General features: G+C 62.6%; 14 protein-coding genes. 10 read left to right on the top strand and 4 right to left on the bottom strand.

The features are described from left to right. Positions 1-49: 49 nt before the first annotated feature. The 8 genes from LOY35_RS26905 (at position 50) to gcvH (ending at position 9,306) form a co-directional block, all read left to right on the top strand. Positions 50-604, top strand: coding sequence for a YecA family protein (locus LOY35_RS26905; RefSeq protein ID WP_258629096.1), 555 nt, complete (start codon positions 50-52; stop codon positions 602-604). Between the two features lie 27 nt (positions 605-631). Next, positions 632-1,966, top strand: a complete 1,335-nt coding sequence (gene pepP, locus LOY35_RS26900) for a Xaa-Pro aminopeptidase (RefSeq protein WP_258629094.1) — start codon at positions 632-634, stop codon at positions 1,964-1,966. Then, the gene (gene ubiH / locus LOY35_RS26895) at positions 1,963-3,150 is read left to right on the top strand and encodes a 2-octaprenyl-6-methoxyphenyl hydroxylase (protein ID WP_258629091.1); all 1,188 of its coding nucleotides are present in this window, start codon (positions 1,963-1,965) and stop codon (positions 3,148-3,150) included. The genes pepP and ubiH overlap by 4 nt, the downstream gene beginning before the upstream one ends. 67 nt (positions 3,151-3,217) lie before the next feature. Beyond that, entirely contained in the window at positions 3,218-4,435 is a 1,218-nt protein-coding gene (locus LOY35_RS26890; protein WP_258633745.1) for a 2-octaprenyl-3-methyl-6-methoxy-1,4-benzoquinol hydroxylase, read from the top strand. A 215-nt stretch (positions 4,436-4,650) separates the two neighbouring features. Beyond that, a complete protein-coding gene (locus tag LOY35_RS26885; RefSeq protein WP_258629090.1) occupies positions 4,651-5,655 on the top strand; it encodes an extracellular solute-binding protein in 1,005 nt (334 codons plus the stop codon). Positions 5,656-5,850: 195 nt separating this feature from the next. Next, positions 5,851-7,467: an iron ABC transporter permease gene (locus LOY35_RS26880; protein ID WP_258629088.1), complete on the top strand. Its 1,617-nt coding sequence runs from the start codon at positions 5,851-5,853 to the stop codon at positions 7,465-7,467. A 317-nt stretch (positions 7,468-7,784) separates the two neighbouring features. Then, complete coding sequence (gene gcvT / locus LOY35_RS26875; RefSeq protein WP_258629085.1) at positions 7,785-8,867, top strand: glycine cleavage system aminomethyltransferase GcvT; 1,083 nt, start codon at positions 7,785-7,787, stop codon at positions 8,865-8,867. A 52-nt stretch (positions 8,868-8,919) separates the two neighbouring features. Further along, positions 8,920-9,306, top strand: coding sequence for a glycine cleavage system protein GcvH (gene gcvH, locus LOY35_RS26870; protein WP_258629083.1), 387 nt, complete (start codon positions 8,920-8,922; stop codon positions 9,304-9,306). Positions 9,307-9,464: 158 nt separating this feature from the next. Here gcvH and LOY35_RS26865 read toward each other — a convergent pair whose 3' ends face one another. The 3 genes from LOY35_RS26865 to LOY35_RS26855 all read right to left on the bottom strand — a co-directional run bounded on the left by LOY35_RS26865 (position 9,465) and on the right by LOY35_RS26855 (position 12,128). Beyond that, positions 9,465-9,785 (bottom strand): DUF2388 domain-containing protein, encoded by a 321-nt coding sequence (locus LOY35_RS26865; RefSeq protein ID WP_173668678.1) that lies wholly within the window; start codon positions 9,783-9,785, stop codon positions 9,465-9,467. Between the two features lie 83 nt (positions 9,786-9,868). Further along, positions 9,869-11,653 (bottom strand): GspE/PulE family protein, encoded by a 1,785-nt coding sequence (locus LOY35_RS26860; protein WP_258629080.1) that lies wholly within the window; start codon positions 11,651-11,653, stop codon positions 9,869-9,871. 145 nt (positions 11,654-11,798) lie between these two features. Further along, complete coding sequence (locus LOY35_RS26855; RefSeq protein WP_258629077.1) at positions 11,799-12,128, bottom strand: hypothetical protein; 330 nt, start codon at positions 12,126-12,128, stop codon at positions 11,799-11,801. Positions 12,129-12,253: 125 nt separating this feature from the next. Between LOY35_RS26855 and LOY35_RS26850 the strand changes: the two genes are divergently transcribed. Next, the gene (locus LOY35_RS26850) at positions 12,254-12,724 is read left to right on the top strand and encodes an Lrp/AsnC family transcriptional regulator (protein ID WP_047702505.1); all 471 of its coding nucleotides are present in this window, start codon (positions 12,254-12,256) and stop codon (positions 12,722-12,724) included. Positions 12,725-12,812: 88 nt separating this feature from the next. On the opposite strand, the gene LOY35_RS26845 is transcribed toward LOY35_RS26850, so the two are convergent. Further along, positions 12,813-14,180: an inorganic triphosphatase gene (locus LOY35_RS26845; RefSeq protein ID WP_258629074.1), complete on the bottom strand. Its 1,368-nt coding sequence runs from the start codon at positions 14,178-14,180 to the stop codon at positions 12,813-12,815. 238 nt (positions 14,181-14,418) lie between these two features. On the opposite strand from LOY35_RS26845, the gene argE reads away from it, so the two are divergent. Further along, positions 14,419-15,579, top strand: coding sequence for an acetylornithine deacetylase (gene argE, locus LOY35_RS26840; protein WP_258629071.1), 1,161 nt, complete (start codon positions 14,419-14,421; stop codon positions 15,577-15,579). Positions 15,580-15,644 lie beyond the last annotated feature (65 nt).

Below are 15,644 nucleotides of genomic sequence, written 5' to 3'. Positions count from 1 at the left end.
ATACAAGGCCTCCATTCTAGACATAGCGCCGTCTGGCGCCTAGCTGCCCATGCCCATTCAGAATTCCCCGTATCAAGCTTTCGCCACCCTGCTGAACACCAGCGGCCACCCCGTATCGCCTGCCGAACTGCATGGCCTGCTGCTCGGCCGTAGCTGCGCGGGCGCTGGCTTCGACGCCGAAGGCTGGCTGGCCGACGCTGCCGAGCTGCTCGAAGGCGAGCCGGCGGACAATGTCCGTAATGCCCTTATCGGCCTGCAGGAAATGGTCAAGGGCGAGCTGACCAGCGATGACATGACCGTCGTCCTGCTGCTGCCCACCGACGACGCGCCGCTGGCCGAGCGCGCCGCAGCCCTGGGCCAGTGGTGCCAGGGCTTCCTCGCCGGCTTCGGCCTGACCCGCCGCGAATACGCGCTGAGTGAAGAGGCGAAGGAAGTGTTGCAGGACCTGGCGGCGATCTCCCAGGTCCAGGATGCGCTGGAAGAGTCCGATGACGGCGAAAGCGACTACATGGAAGTGATGGAATACCTGCGGGTCGCACCGCTGCTGCTGTTCACCGAGACGAAAAAAACCGCTGAGCCAGCCGCCAAACCGTCCTTGCACTGATCGCTTGAAAGGGAACACCGTCTGCCCATGATCCATATCCCGAAATCGGAATACAGCCGTCGCCGCAAGGCCCTGATGGCGCAGATGGAGCCCAACAGTATTGCAATCCTGCCCGCCGCCGCCGTTGCGATCCGCAACCGCGACGTCGAGCATGTCTACCGCCAGGACAGCGACTTCCAATACCTCAGCGGTTTTCCCGAGCCGCAGGCGGTGATCGTGTTGATGCCCGGTCGGGCCCATGGCGAATACATCCTGTTCTGCCGCGAGCGCAACGCCGAGCGTGAATTGTGGGATGGCCTGCGTGCCGGGCAGGAAGGCGCGATCCGGGATTACGGCGCTGACGACGCATTTCCCATCACCGACATCGACGACATCCTGCCGGGCCTGATCGAAGGGCGCGACCGGGTATATTCGGCCATGGGCAGCAACCCGGAATTCGACCGGCACCTGATGGAGTGGATCAACGTGATTCGCTCCAAGGCCAACCTCGGCGCCCAGCCGCCGAACGAATTCGTTGCCCTGGATCACTTGCTGCACGACATGCGCCTGTATAAATCGGCGGCGGAAGTGAAAGTCATGCGTGAAGCGGCGCGGATCTCCGCCCAGGCGCATATCCGGGCGATGCAGGCGGCACGTCCCGGGCTCTACGAATACAGCCTGGAAGCCGAGCTGGATTACGAGTTCCGCAAGGGCGGGGCAAAGATGCCGGCCTATGGCTCGATTGTCGCGGCGGGCCGCAATAGCTGCATCCTGCATTACCAGCAGAACGACGCGCTGCTCAAGGATGGCGACCTGGTGCTGATCGATGCCGGTTGTGAAATCGACTGCTACGCCAGCGATATCACGCGGACCTGGCCGGTCAACGGCCGGTTTTCCCCCGAACAGAAGGCGATCTACGAATTGGTGCTGGCGGCCCAGGAAGCGGCGTTTGCCGAGATCGCGCCGGACAAGCACTGGAATCAGGCCCACGAGGCGACGGTCCAGGTCATTACCGAGGGCCTGGTGCGCCTTGGGTTGCTGGAGGGTGAGGTGGACGAGCTGATCACCAGCGAAGCCTACCGGGCGTTCTACATGCACCGCGCCGGTCACTGGCTGGGCATGGATGTGCACGACGTGGGCGAATACCGGGTCGGCGGTGAATGGCGGGTGTTGGAAGTCGGCATGACACTGACCGTGGAGCCGGGCATCTACATTGCCCCGAACAACCGCAGCGTAGCGAAAAAATGGCGCGGCATTGGCGTGCGGATCGAGGATGACGTGGTGGTGACCAGAAGCGGCTGTGAAATCCTGACCCGGGGCGTGCCCAAGACCGTCGCCGAAATCGAGGCCCTGATGGCCGACGCACGGGAACAAGTGGCATGAGTCGGGTCAACCTGGCGATCATCGGCGGTGGCCTGGTCGGTGCGAGCCTGGCCCTGGCCCTGCAAGCGGGTGCCAAGGCCCGGGGCTGGAAGATCGTCCTGATCGAGCCCTTCGCCCCTGGCCATGCCTGGCAACCGAGCTACGATGCCCGTTCTTCGGCGTTGTCCTTTGGCTCCCGGCAGATCTATCAGCGCCTGGGGCGCTGGCAGGAAATTTCCCAGCGTGCCGAGCCTATCAAGCAGATCCATGTGTCCGACCGGGGACGGTTTTCCACGTCCCGGCTGTCGGCCAGCGAAGAAGGTGTCCCGGCCCTGGGCTACGTGGTGGAAAACGCCTGGCTTGGCCAGTGCCTGTGGCAGGGCCTGGACCAGGACGTGGTCAGTTGGCGTTGCCCGGCGCAAGTCACCCGGATGGAGCCGCAGGTTGGCGGTTATCGTCTGACCCTGGATGACGAAACGCTCCTGGAATGCGACCTTGCGGTGCTGGCCGACGGCGGTCGTTCCGGTCTTCGGGAGCAACTGGGCGTCGGGGTGCGCCATCGACCGTATGACCAGAGCGCGTTGATCGCCAATATCACCCCCGGCGAAGCCCACGATGGCATGGCCTTCGAGCGCTTCACCGATGACGGGCCGATGGCCTTGCTGCCGATGCCGGAGAATCGCTGCGCCCTGGTCTGGACTCGTCAGGGCATGGATGCGCAGCGGCTGGCGGACCTCGACGAGCGCAGTTTCCTCAGCGAATTGCAAAACGTGTTCGGCTATCGCCTGGGTGCCTTGAAACAGGTGGGCGTGCGACATCTGTACCCGTTGGCGCTGGTGGAGGCCGAGGAGCAGGTACGCCCGCATCTGGCGATCCTGGGCAACGCCGCCCACAGTTTGCATCCGATTGCCGGGCAAGGCTTCAACCTGTCGCTGCGCGATGCCCAGGCTCTGGCCGATGCCTTGCTGGACAGCGAAAGCGCACCGGGGGATTTTGCCGTGCTGCAGGCCTATCGCGAGCGCCAGCGGCTGGACCAGACCTTGACGGTGGGTTTCTCCGACCAGGTCACGCGGTTGTTCAGCAGTCGCCTGCCGCTGGTGTCGGTGGCCCGTAACCTCGGCCTGCTCGGTCTCGACGCGCTACCCCCCGCCAAGCGCTGGTTTGCCCGCCAGGCCATGGGCCTTGGGACCCGGCCCGATGTGTAGGCATGGGGTTGAACATTCTTTTCTTGGGCGGCTGATGTCGCCCGCAAAACAGGCTTAAAGCATGGAATTGCGTGCAGATCTGCTGATTGTCGGTGCCGGTATGGTCGGCAGCGCCCTGGCGCTGGCGTTGCAGGGCAGTGGCTTGCAGGTGCTGTTGCTCGACGGCAGCCCGATGAGCGTCAGACCCTTCGATCCCGAGGCGGCATTCGAACCCCGCGTCAGCGCCTTGTCGACGGCCAGCCAGCGGATCCTCGAACGCCTTGGTGTCTGGGACGGTATCGCCGCCCGCCGCGCCAGTCCCTACACCGACATGCACGTCTGGGACGGCAGCGGCACCGGGCAGATTCATTTTTCCGCCGAAAGTCTGCATGCCGACACCCTGGGGCATATTGTTGAGAACCGTGTGGTGCAGGACGCATTGCTGGACCGGTTGCATGATTGCGACCTGGGCCTGCTCGCCAACGCGCGGCTCGAGCAGATGCGCCGCTCCGGCGATGAGTGGCTGCTGACCCTGGCCGATGGTCGCACTCTGCGGGCACCGCTGGTCATCGCCGCCGACGGCGCGAGTTCCGCCGTGCGCCGCCTGACGGGGATCGCTACCCGTGAGTGGGATTACCTGCACCATGCCATCGTTACCAGCGTGCGCAGCGCCAAACCCCATCGAATGACGGCGTGGCAGCGCTTCACTGACAACGGTCCGCTGGCTTTCCTGCCCCTGGAGCGCGACGGCCGACACGATTGGTGTTCGATTGTCTGGTCCACGACCCCTGGCGAGGCGCAGCGCTTGATGGCTCTGGATGACGCCGGTTTCTGCACCGAGCTGGAGCGGGCCTTCGAAGGCCGGCTCGGCCAGGTCCTCAGCGCCGACCCGCGCCTGTGCGTACCGTTGCGCCAGCGCCACGCCAAGCGCTACGTGGCCGAAGGCCTGGCCTTGATCGGCGATGCGGCTCACACCATTCACCCGCTGGCCGGACAGGGCGTGAACCTGGGCTTCCTCGATGCCGCCGTGCTGGCCGAGGTGCTATTACAGGCAGCCGGACGGGGCGAGCGGCTGGCGGACGTCAAGGTGTTGAGCCGCTACGAGCGACGACGCATGCCCCATAACCTGGCGCTGATGGCGGCGATGGAGGGGTTCGAGCGGCTGTTCCAGGCCGATCCATTGCCGGTGCGCTGGTTGCGTAATACCGGGTTGAAGCTGGTGGATCGCCTGCCTGAGGCCAAGGCGCTGTTCGTGCGCGAAGCGCTGGGACTGATAGGGGATCTGCCGGATCTGGCCAAGGCTTGAGATTTTGGTCTGGAGCTTATGGCCTCATCGCGAGCAGGCTCGCTCCCACAGGGAAATGCAATCCAATGTGGGAGCGAGCCTGCTCGCGATGACGGTTGCATGGCTAGCCTACCATCACGGCAACATTTGGAAATGTCTCCACCCACTGTTTGATTGAGCTGCCAAATGTGAGTCTTTATCATTTGCGCTCGTTCATCCACCGAGAGATCGCTTCCATGTCGGCATCCAAGCGCTTGCTGTCCGTCCTCGCCCTGACCCTGATCGGCTCCACTGCCGTGCAGGCCGCCGATGAGGTGGTGGTCTACTCCTCACGCATCGATGAGCTGATCAAGCCAGTCTTCGATGCCTACACCCAGAAGACTGGTGTATCGGTTAAGTTCATCACCGACAAGGAAGCGCCGTTGATGCAGCGCATCAAGGCCGAAGGTGAAAATGCCACCGCCGACCTGCTGCTCACCGTCGACGCCGGCAACCTCTGGCAGGCCGAGCAGATGGGCATTCTCCAGCCATTCACCTCCCCGGTGATCGACGCCAACATCCCGTCTCAATACCGTGCCTCCTCCCATGCCTGGACCGGCTTGAGCCTGCGGGCACGGACCATTGCCTACTCCACCGACCGGGTCAAACCCGACGAGCTGACCACCTACGAAGCCCTGGCAGACGATCAATGGGAAGGTCGCCTGTGCCTGCGCACTTCGAAGAAGGTCTACAACCAGTCCCTGACCGCCACCCTGATCGAAACCCACGGTGCGAAAAAAGCCGAGAAGATCCTCAAGGGCTGGGTTCGGAACTTGTCCACCGATGTGTTTTCCGACGACACCGCATTGCTTGAGGCGATCAACGCCGGGCAGTGCGACGTCGGCCTCGTCAACACCTATTATTACGGTCGTCTGCACCAGCAGAAGCCGGACCTGAAAGTGAAGCTGTTCTGGCCGAACCAGGCCGACCGGGGCGTGCACATCAATCTGTCGGGCATCGGCCTGACCCGGCACGCGCCGCATCCCGAAGCGGCGAAGAAACTGGTGGAGTGGATGACCACGCCTGAGGCACAGAGCATCTTTGCCGACGTGAACCAGGAGTTTCCGGCCAATCCCAAAGTGGAGCCGTCGAAGGAAGTCGCAGCCTGGGGCAAATTCAAGGCCGACACGCTGCCGGTTGAGGTGGCGGGCAAGCGCCAGGCCGAAGCCATTCGCATGATGGACCGGGCGGGTTGGAACTGACAACAAGGCGAGGTCCCCTGTGGCGAGGGGATTCATCCCCGCTGGGTCGCGGAGCGACCCTGATGGAAGCCATGCGATGTGTCAGGCGGACTGAGTTGTTTTCCATGGGCTTGCTTCGCAAGCCAGCGGGGATGAATCCCCTCGCCACAGGTTTTGTGTGAGCCTGCCCATGCTTCATTTGAACGAGCGCCTTCCTTGACCCACCCCGCCCAACGCCGCTGGTACCCCCTGGTCTTCGCCATCGCCGCGCTGGTCCTGTTGCCCTTGAGCGTGCTGTTGCTGTCCTGGCAAAGCATCGACCTGCAAATCTGGTCCCACCTGTGGGACACCCAGATGCCGCGTCTGTTGGGCAATACCCTGACGCTGATCGTGGGGGTGGGGGTAGGTGTGACGGTGCTGGGCGTCAGTCTTGCCTGGCTCACCAGTCTGTGTGAGTTCCCGGGCCGGCGTTGGCTCGACTGGGCATTGATGCTGCCGTTCGCGATTCCTGCCTACGTGCTGGCGTTTGTCTTCGTGGGCCTGCTGGACTTTGCCGGCCCGGTGCAAACCCTGTTGCGTGACTGGTTCGGCAGCGGCCTGCGCATGCCCCGGGTCCGCTCCACCGGCGGAGTGATCCTGGTGCTGGTGCTGGTTTTTTACCCTTACGTGTACCTGCTGGCGCGCAGTGCGTTCCTGGCCCAGGGCAAGGGCTTGATGGAAGCGGCCCGGGTACTCGGACAATCACCGTGGCAGGCATTCTGGCGGGTGGCTTTGCCGATGGCCCGGCCGGCCATTGGGGCGGGCGTGGCGTTGGCGTTGATGGAGACCCTGGCGGATTTCGGGGCGGTGTCGGTGTTCAACTTCGACACTTTCACCACAGCCATCTACAAGACCTGGTACGGCTTCTTCAGTCTTTCCAGTGCTGCCCAACTGGCCAGCCTGTTGTTGCTGGCGGTGATGCTGGTGCTCTATGGCGAGCGCCGGGCCCGGGGCGCCCAGCGGGCCAGTAGCGAACGGCCCAGGGTCAAGGCCTTGTACGCCTTGCGCGGCCTCAAGGCAGCAGCGGCCAGCGGTTGGTGCCTGCTGGTATTCGCCTGCGCATTTGTCATTCCCGTCCTGCAACTGGTGGTGTGGTTCTGGCAGCGAGGCCGTTTCGATCTGGATGAGCGCTATGTCGGGTTGATCGTCCACACCCTTTACCTGGGTGGCCTGGCGGCGCTGATCACCGTTTGCGTGGCCTTGTTGCTGGCTTTCGCCCGGCGCCTGGCCCCGACCCGCGTCATTCGCGCTGGCGTGGGGCTGGCGAACCTGGGGTATGCCTTGCCTGGCTCGGTGCTGGCGGTGTCGATCATGCTTGCGTTCAGCTATCTGGACCGTGAACTGGTGATCCCGCTGTCGACCTTGCTCGGCGGCGCGGGCAAACCGTTGTTGCTGGGCAGCCTGTCGGCGCTGTTGCTGGCATATCTGGTGCGCTTCCTGGCCGTGGCCTACGGTCCGTTGGAGAGCAGCCTGGCGCGGATTCGTCCGTCCTTGCCCGAAGCGGCACGCAGCCTTGGGGTAAGTGGGCCACGACTGTTTTTCAATGTGTATCTGCCGTTGCTGTTGCCCGGCACCCTGAGCGCAGCCTTGCTGGTGTTCGTCGACGTGCTCAAGGAAATGCCCGCGACCTTGCTGATGCGCCCGTTCGGCTGGGACACGCTGGCGGTGCGGGTCTTCGAGATGACCAGCGAAGGGGAATGGGCGCGTGCCGCGTTGCCGGCGCTGACGTTGGTCCTGGTGGGGTTGTTGCCGGTCATCGGATTGATACGACGTTCGGCCCATCGAAACAGCTAGTGTTCTGTCTCGGAAATACGTTCTCTTTTGGCGAGTGGCTTGGGTGTCCGGACAAGGCGCCGCGACGAGTCATAGCAGGGCTATGGCGAGGAGTGGCAACGCCGGCCGGGCGCCCAAGACGCCGCCAACAGTGAACAGCTTATTTCCGAGACAGAACACTAGGTGCCAGTCCTACCTCATGCGGCTACAATGCGCGGCATTCGGTGCGGTCCGTCTGTCGGACCGGACAACTGAGAGCGTCGGAAAACTCCTTTTTTCAGACGCTCGCGCTATGCAGTGTCCATCCGCACCTTCGCCAAGCCCGGAAGGAGAAACCCATGGGACAGCGTACGCCTCTGTATGACCTTCATCTCGCCCTCGGCGCGAAGATGGTCGATTTTGGCGGTTGGGATATGCCTCTGCATTACGGCTCGCAAGTCGAGGAGCACCATCAGGTACGTCGCGATTGCGGTGTGTTCGATGTATCCCACATGACGGTGATCGATGTCGCCGGTACCCAGGCCAAGGCCTGGCTGCAGCGCTTGCTCGCCAACGACGTCGATCGCTTGCGGGACACGGGAAGTGCCCTCTACAGTGCCATGCTCAACGAGCAGGGCGGCATCGTCGACGACATGATCGTCTACCGCGTCGACGAGGGTTACCGGCTGGTCTTCAACGCCTCGACCCGGGATCAGGATCTGGCCTGGATGCAGGCGCAGCTCGGGGAGTACGACGTGCAATTGCGCGAACGTCCCGAACTGGCGATGCTGGCCATCCAGGGGCCCCAGGCCCGGAACAAGATTGCCGAGCTGGTCTCGCAATCGCGCGGTCAGTTGATCCAGCAGCTCAAGCCCTTTGAAGGCCGTGCCGACGGTGACTGGTTCATCGCGCGCACGGGCTACACCGGTGAAGACGGCCTGGAGATTGTCCTGCCCGCCCACGAGGCACCGAGTTTCTTCAATGATCTGGTGGGGGCGGGTATTTCCCCCATTGGCCTTGGTGCTCGCGATACCTTGCGTCTGGAGGCTGGCATGAACCTCTACGGCCAGGACATTCACCAGGACATTTCCCCGTTGGCCTCGAACATGGCCTGGAACATTGCCTGGGAGCCGGCGAGCCGTCAGTTCATCGGGCGCGGTGCGCTGGAAGCCGAGTTGGCGGGGGGCGTGCAACACAAACTGGTTGGCCTGGTGCTGGAAGAGCGCGGCGTCTTGCGCGCCCATCAGGTGGTTCGCATTGCCGATGTGGGCGAAGGTGAGATCACCAGTGGCAGTTTTTCTCCTACGCTTAGCAAGTCAATCGCCCTGGCACGTGTTCCGATGGCTACCGCCGACCGTGCCGAGGTGGAAATTCGTGGTAAGTGGTACCCGGTACGGGTGGTCAAACCGACCTTCGTCCGCCATGGCAAGACCCTGATTTAACCTTTCACGGCGGGTCGCTGGCCGCTGACACTTTCTCTTGAGGACACAGAATATGAGTGATATCCCTGCCGAACTGCGTTTTGCCGAAAGTCATGAGTGGGCGCGCCTGGAAGCTGACGGTAGCGTCACCGTGGGCATCTCCGACCATGCCCAGGAAGCGCTGGGTGATGTGGTGTTCGTCGAGCTGCCGGAAATCGGTAAGGAGTTTGAGGCCGGTGATGCAGCAGGTGTGGTGGAGTCGGTCAAGGCTGCTTCCGACATCTATGCCCCGGTCGGTGGTGTAGTGATCGCTGTCAACGAGGAGCTGGCCGGCTCGCCCGAGCTGTTGAACTCCGAGCCGTACACCGCCTGGATCTTCAAGCTCAAGCCTTCCAATGCCGCTGCTGATCTCGGCAAGCTGCTTGATGCGGCTGGCTACAAGGCTGCCATCGGCGAGTGACGAACAGCTGATGTGGGAGCGAGCCTGCTCGCGATGGCGGCGTGTCAGTCAGCATGAATATTGCTGACCTGCCGCTATCGCGAGCAGGCTCGCTCCCGCAGGAGGTTACTTGCAGGCAAAAAAATGCCGCTCGATCGAGCGGCATTTTTTATGGGCTATCAGTCCTGGGCGACAGCGTTTTTCGCCAGGATCGCGTTAGCCAGTTCCATGTCGGTGGCCTGCAAGCCCGGGTTGTCGGCACGGACCTTCTGCATCGCGGCTTCCAGGTATGGGCCGCGGATGTTGCCGTCACTGGCGACGAAGCTACCGGCGTCGTCCTGGGCGGCGACGATCAGTTTGTGGTCCTTGAAAGTCAGGTAGGTGGAACCGGTGGTTGCACCGGATGAGATGACGTTACGCCAAAACGTGTCGGCCATTGCCGAGCCAACAGGAAGAGACAGCAAGGCTAGGGTAGCGACAGCAAGTTTGAGACGCATGATGGTGACTCCACTGGGTTAACTATGACTTTGGATTACCTGCCCCTGGATTCAGTTCCGTGACTTATCGGTCAGCGTTACCGGGCTCACTTGTGCTCGCTTTGCGGCGTTACCCGCAGCACCTCCTCGACAGTCGTCAGCCCGGCGGCGATTTTTTGCGCGCCGGACAGTCGCAAGCTGCGCATGCCTTCCTTGAAGGCCTGGCGGCGTACTGCCAGCAGGTCGGTGTCGGCATGGATCAGCCCCTTGATGCTGTCACTCAGCTGAAGTATTTCGTAGACCCCGGCGCGGCCGCGGTAACCGGTATCACGGCATTCCAGGCAACCGACGGCTTGTTGGGCATTGCTCGGCAGCGGGGCCTGCCAGGGCCGGGTCAAGGTCTGCCAGTCTTCCTCGTCCAGGGCCAGGGGCGCCTTGCAATGAGGACACAGCGTGCGCACCAGGCGCTGGGCCATGATCCCGAGGACCGTGGCCTTGATCAGATAGTGGGGCACGCCGAGCTCAAGCAGGCGACTGATGGCGCTCGGCGCATCGTTGGTATGCAGCGTCGAAAGCACCAGGTGCCCGGTGAGCGCCGCCTGGATCGCCATCTCGGCGGTTTCCAGGTCACGGATTTCGCCGATCATGATGATGTCCGGGTCCTGCCGCATGAGCGCGCGCACCCCTGCGGCGAAACTCAGGTCGATGTTGTGCTGCACCTGCATCTGGTTGAAGGACGACTCGACCATCTCGATCGGGTCCTCGATGGTGCAGAGGTTCACCTCCGGCGTCGCCAGCTTCTTCAGGGTGGTGTAGAGCGTGGTGGTCTTGCCGGAACCGGTAGGGCCGGTCACCAGGATGATGCCGTTGGGCTGACGCGTCATGTCTTGCCAGCGGCGCAGGTCGTCGGCGGAGAAACCGAGCTGGTCGAAATCCTTGAGCAGGACTTCGGGGTCGAAGATCCGCATGACCATTTTTTCGCCAAACGCCGTGGGCAATGTCGACAGGCGCAATTCCACCTCGTTACCGTCCGGGGTCTTGGTCTTGACCCGGCCGTCCTGGGGTTTGCGTTTTTCCGCGACGTTCATCCGTCCCAGGTTCTTCAGGCGGCTGATGATCGCCATCGTCACCTGGGGCGGGAATTGATAGACGGTATGCAGCACGCCGTCGATGCGGAACCGCACCGTGCCCTGCTCGCGACGCGGCTCGATGTGGATATCACTGGCGCGCTGCTGGAAGGCGTACTGGAACAGCCAGTCGACGATATTGACGATATGCGCGTCGTTGGCGTCCGGCTCCTGGTCGCTGGCGCCCAGGTTGAGCAACTGTTCGAAGTTGCTGAGGTTGCTCGGTTGCTGGTCGGTCGTGGTGGCGCCGCTGACCGATTTGGCGAGGCGATAGAACTCCACGCTCAGGCGCTGGATGTCCACGGGGTTGGCGACCACCCGCTTGATCGGCAGCTTGAGTACATGGGTCAGGTCCGATTCCCAACTGCTGACGTACGGTTGGGCACTGGCGACGGTGACGGCGTCGCGATCGACGGCCACCGCCAGGATCTTGTGGCGCTGGGCAAAGGCATAGGACATCAGCGGCGTAACGGCGGCGACATTGATCTTCAGCGGGTCGATGCGCATGTACGGCTGGCCGGCCTGCTGGGACAACCACAGGGTCAGGCTCTCCAGGTCCAGGCGCTTGCCGGGGCGGCTGAGGTCGTCCAGATGCTGGTTGGCGATGAACTCCAGCGGGTGCAGCTGGTTGTTCGCGGTGTGGCGTCGCCGGGCATTGAGCGCGGTTTCGGCCGAGTCCTGGCTGATGAAGCCCTGGGTGACCAGTTGGCGCAGTAGATCGTTGAGGTCCAGCCAGCGGTCCTGAGTGGCGTGTTTGGTGGACATGCGGGTTCCTATTGGACAATTGCAGCAAAGCCGCGATACAGACGCTTGCGCGTCCGGAGCCGGTCTGCAAAAGAATAGTCCCGACCCTATGAACCGTTGGGCCACTACCCGACCAATGCGTTTCGAATTCTTGCAGTGCAGCGCTTTAAGCGGTCGCCTGGACCGGCCCAGACCACACATTGTCAGCGCGTTGCAGATCCACCGAGCACACGCTGATCAGGTTGCGTAATTTTTCCGCAAGCACCTGGGCACGGTGCCAGCTCAACCCTTCGATGAGGATCTCCATCGCCAGCAGTTCGCCCTGGCGTTCGACGTGAACCTGCTCTGGCATCAAGCCCTGCAGGGCGAACAGGTTCAGGGCCCGGCACAGCAGATCGGCTTCGGCTTCGGCCAGCAACCGGTATTGCACGCGGCAATGGGCATTGGCGGTATGCCAGACATCGGCGCGCGGGACGAGGGTTTCGAATATGGGCATGGACGGTCTCCTGGGCTGGAGAGAAATATTTACATGCGTGAGGGGGTATTTCTTATCTAAGATGAACGAATTCGTCGAGTCAGTGAATTATTCAATTCTGTATTTGATTTTTTATAGGTTTATTTATGCACAGCGAGCTGGATGGTTACGACCGCAGGATACTGGCGCTTCTACAAGAGGATGCCTCACTGTCCAGCGCGCAGATCGCCGAACAGGTGGGCCTGTCCCAGTCGCCGTGCTGGCGACGGATCCAGCGGATGAAGGAGGAGGGCATCATTCGCGGTCAGGTGACGTTGCTCGACCGCAAGAAAATCGGACTCAACACGCAGATTTTCGCCGAAATCAAACTCAACGCCCACGGTCGTTCGAACTTCACCGAGTTCACCGAGGCGATTCGCGGCTTTCCCGAAGTCCTGGAATGTTATGTGCTGATGGGGTCGGTGGATTTTCTGCTGCGCATCGTCACAGCGGACATCGAGGCGTATGAGCGATTCTTTTTCGAGAAGCTGTCGCTGGTGCCGGGGATACAGGAAGTGAACTCGATCGTGGCGCTCTCGGAGATCAAGTCCACGACGAGTTTGCCGGTGGTGCGCTGATTTTTGCTGTGTCTGTTCCGGCCCCATCGCGAGCAGGCTCGCTCCCACATGGATCCTTGTGGGAGCGAGCCTGCTCGCGATGGCGGTATTACAAGCGCAACAACATCTTCCAGGCCCGATTCTGGTACACCGCAATCGCCTGATGCTTGCGTGCATCCAGGGCTTCGTCGGTAATGGGCTCGTTGGCCAATTGCGCCAGTTTGTTCAGCTCGCCGTAGAGGCGGTCCATCTCAGGTATGTCCAGCACCGCACGGGCATGGTGCAGCCAGACCTGGATGCGCTCGATGCGCGGGAGTTGTTCGGCCAGGTCTTCCGGTTGCTGCTGGTAGCGTTGCAGTTGCAGGGATGAGGCTTCCTCGCCCAGCAGCCGTGGCAGCCAACTGTTGAGTTGCGCCGCGCCCTGGCGATTGCCGCGGGTGTTGCGCTCGGTCGTCCAGCCGCGAGCCAGCAGCCAGCGCGAAACGTTCAGGGAAAACAGGCCCCAACGCGGGTCCTGCAGCTCCTCAAGGAATTGCTCCGGCGCGGCCTTGCGCACGTCTTCGTCGTCCAGGCCGGCCTGGACCAGCGGACGCCAGTCTTCCAGCAGGGCGTCCAGGGCGACGCGCAAGTCGTGGGTCGATTGGCGTGGTGCGGCCTGGCCGAGGCTGCTGAGCAAGGCGCGCAGTTCAGCGAGGTTTTCCACCCAATCCAACAGCAGACGCCAGTGGCCGTTGAAGCGGTATTGCTCGGCCAGGCGCTGGCTGCTGCCCAGCAAATGCCAGCTCAGCGCGGCGAAGGCGTCGTCCAGCGGCATTTCGGCGGTCAATTGCGGGGCGGGCAGGCTCAGGGCGTAGCTGCTTGCATCGTGCAGGCGGTAGCCACGTTCGGCCTTGCTGATGTCGCAGGGCATCAAGGGCAGGGTCGCGGCCAGTTCGGCGGCCAGTTCCAGCAGCGCGGCGGGCTCGCCTTCGCGCAGTTCCAGTTCCAGTTCGCAGATTTCTTCCTTCTGTTTGCCGACCACGACATGGCCCAGATCCAGCGCGGCTTCGATGACTACTTTGCTTTTGCCGCGACCCCAGGCGATTTCGGCGCGTTCGCGGACGAAATCGGTGGTGAAGATGGCCTTGAGGGTTTTCTTGTCCAGTTCGGCCAAGGCCTCGGGCCAGCATTCGCCGTCGAGTTTCTTCAGGTCGAGCTTGGCTTTGGGCAGGTGCCAGTCGTATTCGTTGCGCTCGGACAGGCCGGCGATGCTCTGGCCACGGGTCTTGAGGGTCTGGATTACCTCTTCACCGTCGCGGCGCAGGCGCAGGGCGACCTTGGCCCGGGCCAGATCACGCTCGGGCGTGTCGAAATACTGGTTCATCAGCTCACGGCGTTCCCAGCCGCCTTTGTTGCGTTTTTTCAGCAGCGGATGCTCGCGCAAGGCTGCCAGGGTCTCGCGGCTGACGCGGAGTTTGATTTCGGTTTCTTTCTGCATGGCCGGAAAATCCAGGGATCGGGTGCGCAGCCGGGGGAAGGTGTGGCTGCCAAGGCCGTGCAGTGTACAGGACTCCTCCGTCCTACGCGCCGCGACGAGTCATAGCCCGCTATGGCGAGGAGCGGCAACGCAGCATGACGGCAACGGACACCGTCAAAAAAGAACAGTATTTGTGATGCAGGACACCAGCACCGGATGGTTCTATGATGGGTGTCAACTTGTGAGTCCGGAGCCAGCGATGCCTTTGCCGTCCATGAAAGATCAGTTCGCTGCCCTGATCGCCGCGCCTTCGGTCAGTTGCACGCAGCCTGGACTGGACCAGTCCAACAGCGCTGTGATCGAACTGCTGGCGGGCTGGCTTGGCGACCTAGGGTTCTCCTGTGATATCCAGCAGGTCAGCCCCGGCAAATTCAACCTGCTGGCGAGCTTTGGCAGCGGCCCCGGCGGCCTGGTGCTGGCCGGGCACAGCGACACGGTGCCGTTCGACGGTGCGTTGTGGCAGACCGACCCGCTGAAGCTCACCGAAGTCGATGGGCGCTGGGTCGGGCTGGGCAGTTGCGACATGAAAGGCTTTTTCGCCCTCGCCATCGAAGCGCTCAAGCCACTGCTGGATCAGCCGTTCAAGCAGCCGTTGCTGATCCTCGCCACCTGCGATGAAGAGAGTTCCATGGCCGGCGCTCGTGCCCTGGCCGATGCCGGACGGCCTCTGGGACGCGCCGCCGTCATCGGTGAGCCGACCGGCCTGCGGCCGATTCGCCTGCACAAGGGCGTGATGATGGAGCGCATCGATATTCTCGGGCGCAGCGGTCATTCCTCCGACCCGAGCCTGGGCCACAGCGCGCTTGAAGCCATGCACGACGCCATGGGCGAGCTGCGCGGCCTGCGCCTGCAATGGCAGCGCGAGTTCCGTAACTCGCAATTCACCGTACCGCAACCGACCCTGAACTTCGGTTGTATCCACGGTGGCGACAATCCCAACCGGATCTGCGGCCAATGCTCCATGGAGTTCGACCTGCGTCCCTTGCCGGGCATGGATCCGCAGGTGTTGCGGGCGGCCATCCTGCAAAAGCTCAACCCCATCGCCGAGCGGCACAAGGTCAAGATCGACTACGCGCCGCTGTTCCCCGATGTGCCGCCGTTCGAGCAGTCCGAGGACGCCGAACTGGTCCGCGTGGCCGAGCGACTTACCGGTCATCGCGCCGAAGCAGTGGCGTTCGGCACCGAAGCGCCTTATCTTCAGCGCCTTGGTTGCGAAACCCTGGTGTTGGGCCCTGGCGATATTGCCTGTGCCCACCAGCCGGGCGAGCACCTTGAAATGTCACGTCTGCAACCTACCGTGCAATTGTTACGACAGTTGATCGAACACTATTGCCTGACACCAGCCACCGCCGGCTACTAGATTGCCCCTGTCCGGGCCCATATTCATGAGGAGAGCGCGCGTGTCGCCAAGCCTGTTCCGACGAT

The organism is Pseudomonas sp. B21-028, assembly GCF_024749045.1.
In the GTDB taxonomy this organism is placed as follows: domain Bacteria; phylum Pseudomonadota; class Gammaproteobacteria; order Pseudomonadales; family Pseudomonadaceae; genus Aquipseudomonas.
This window is presented reverse-complemented; position numbering and strand designations above follow the sequence as displayed.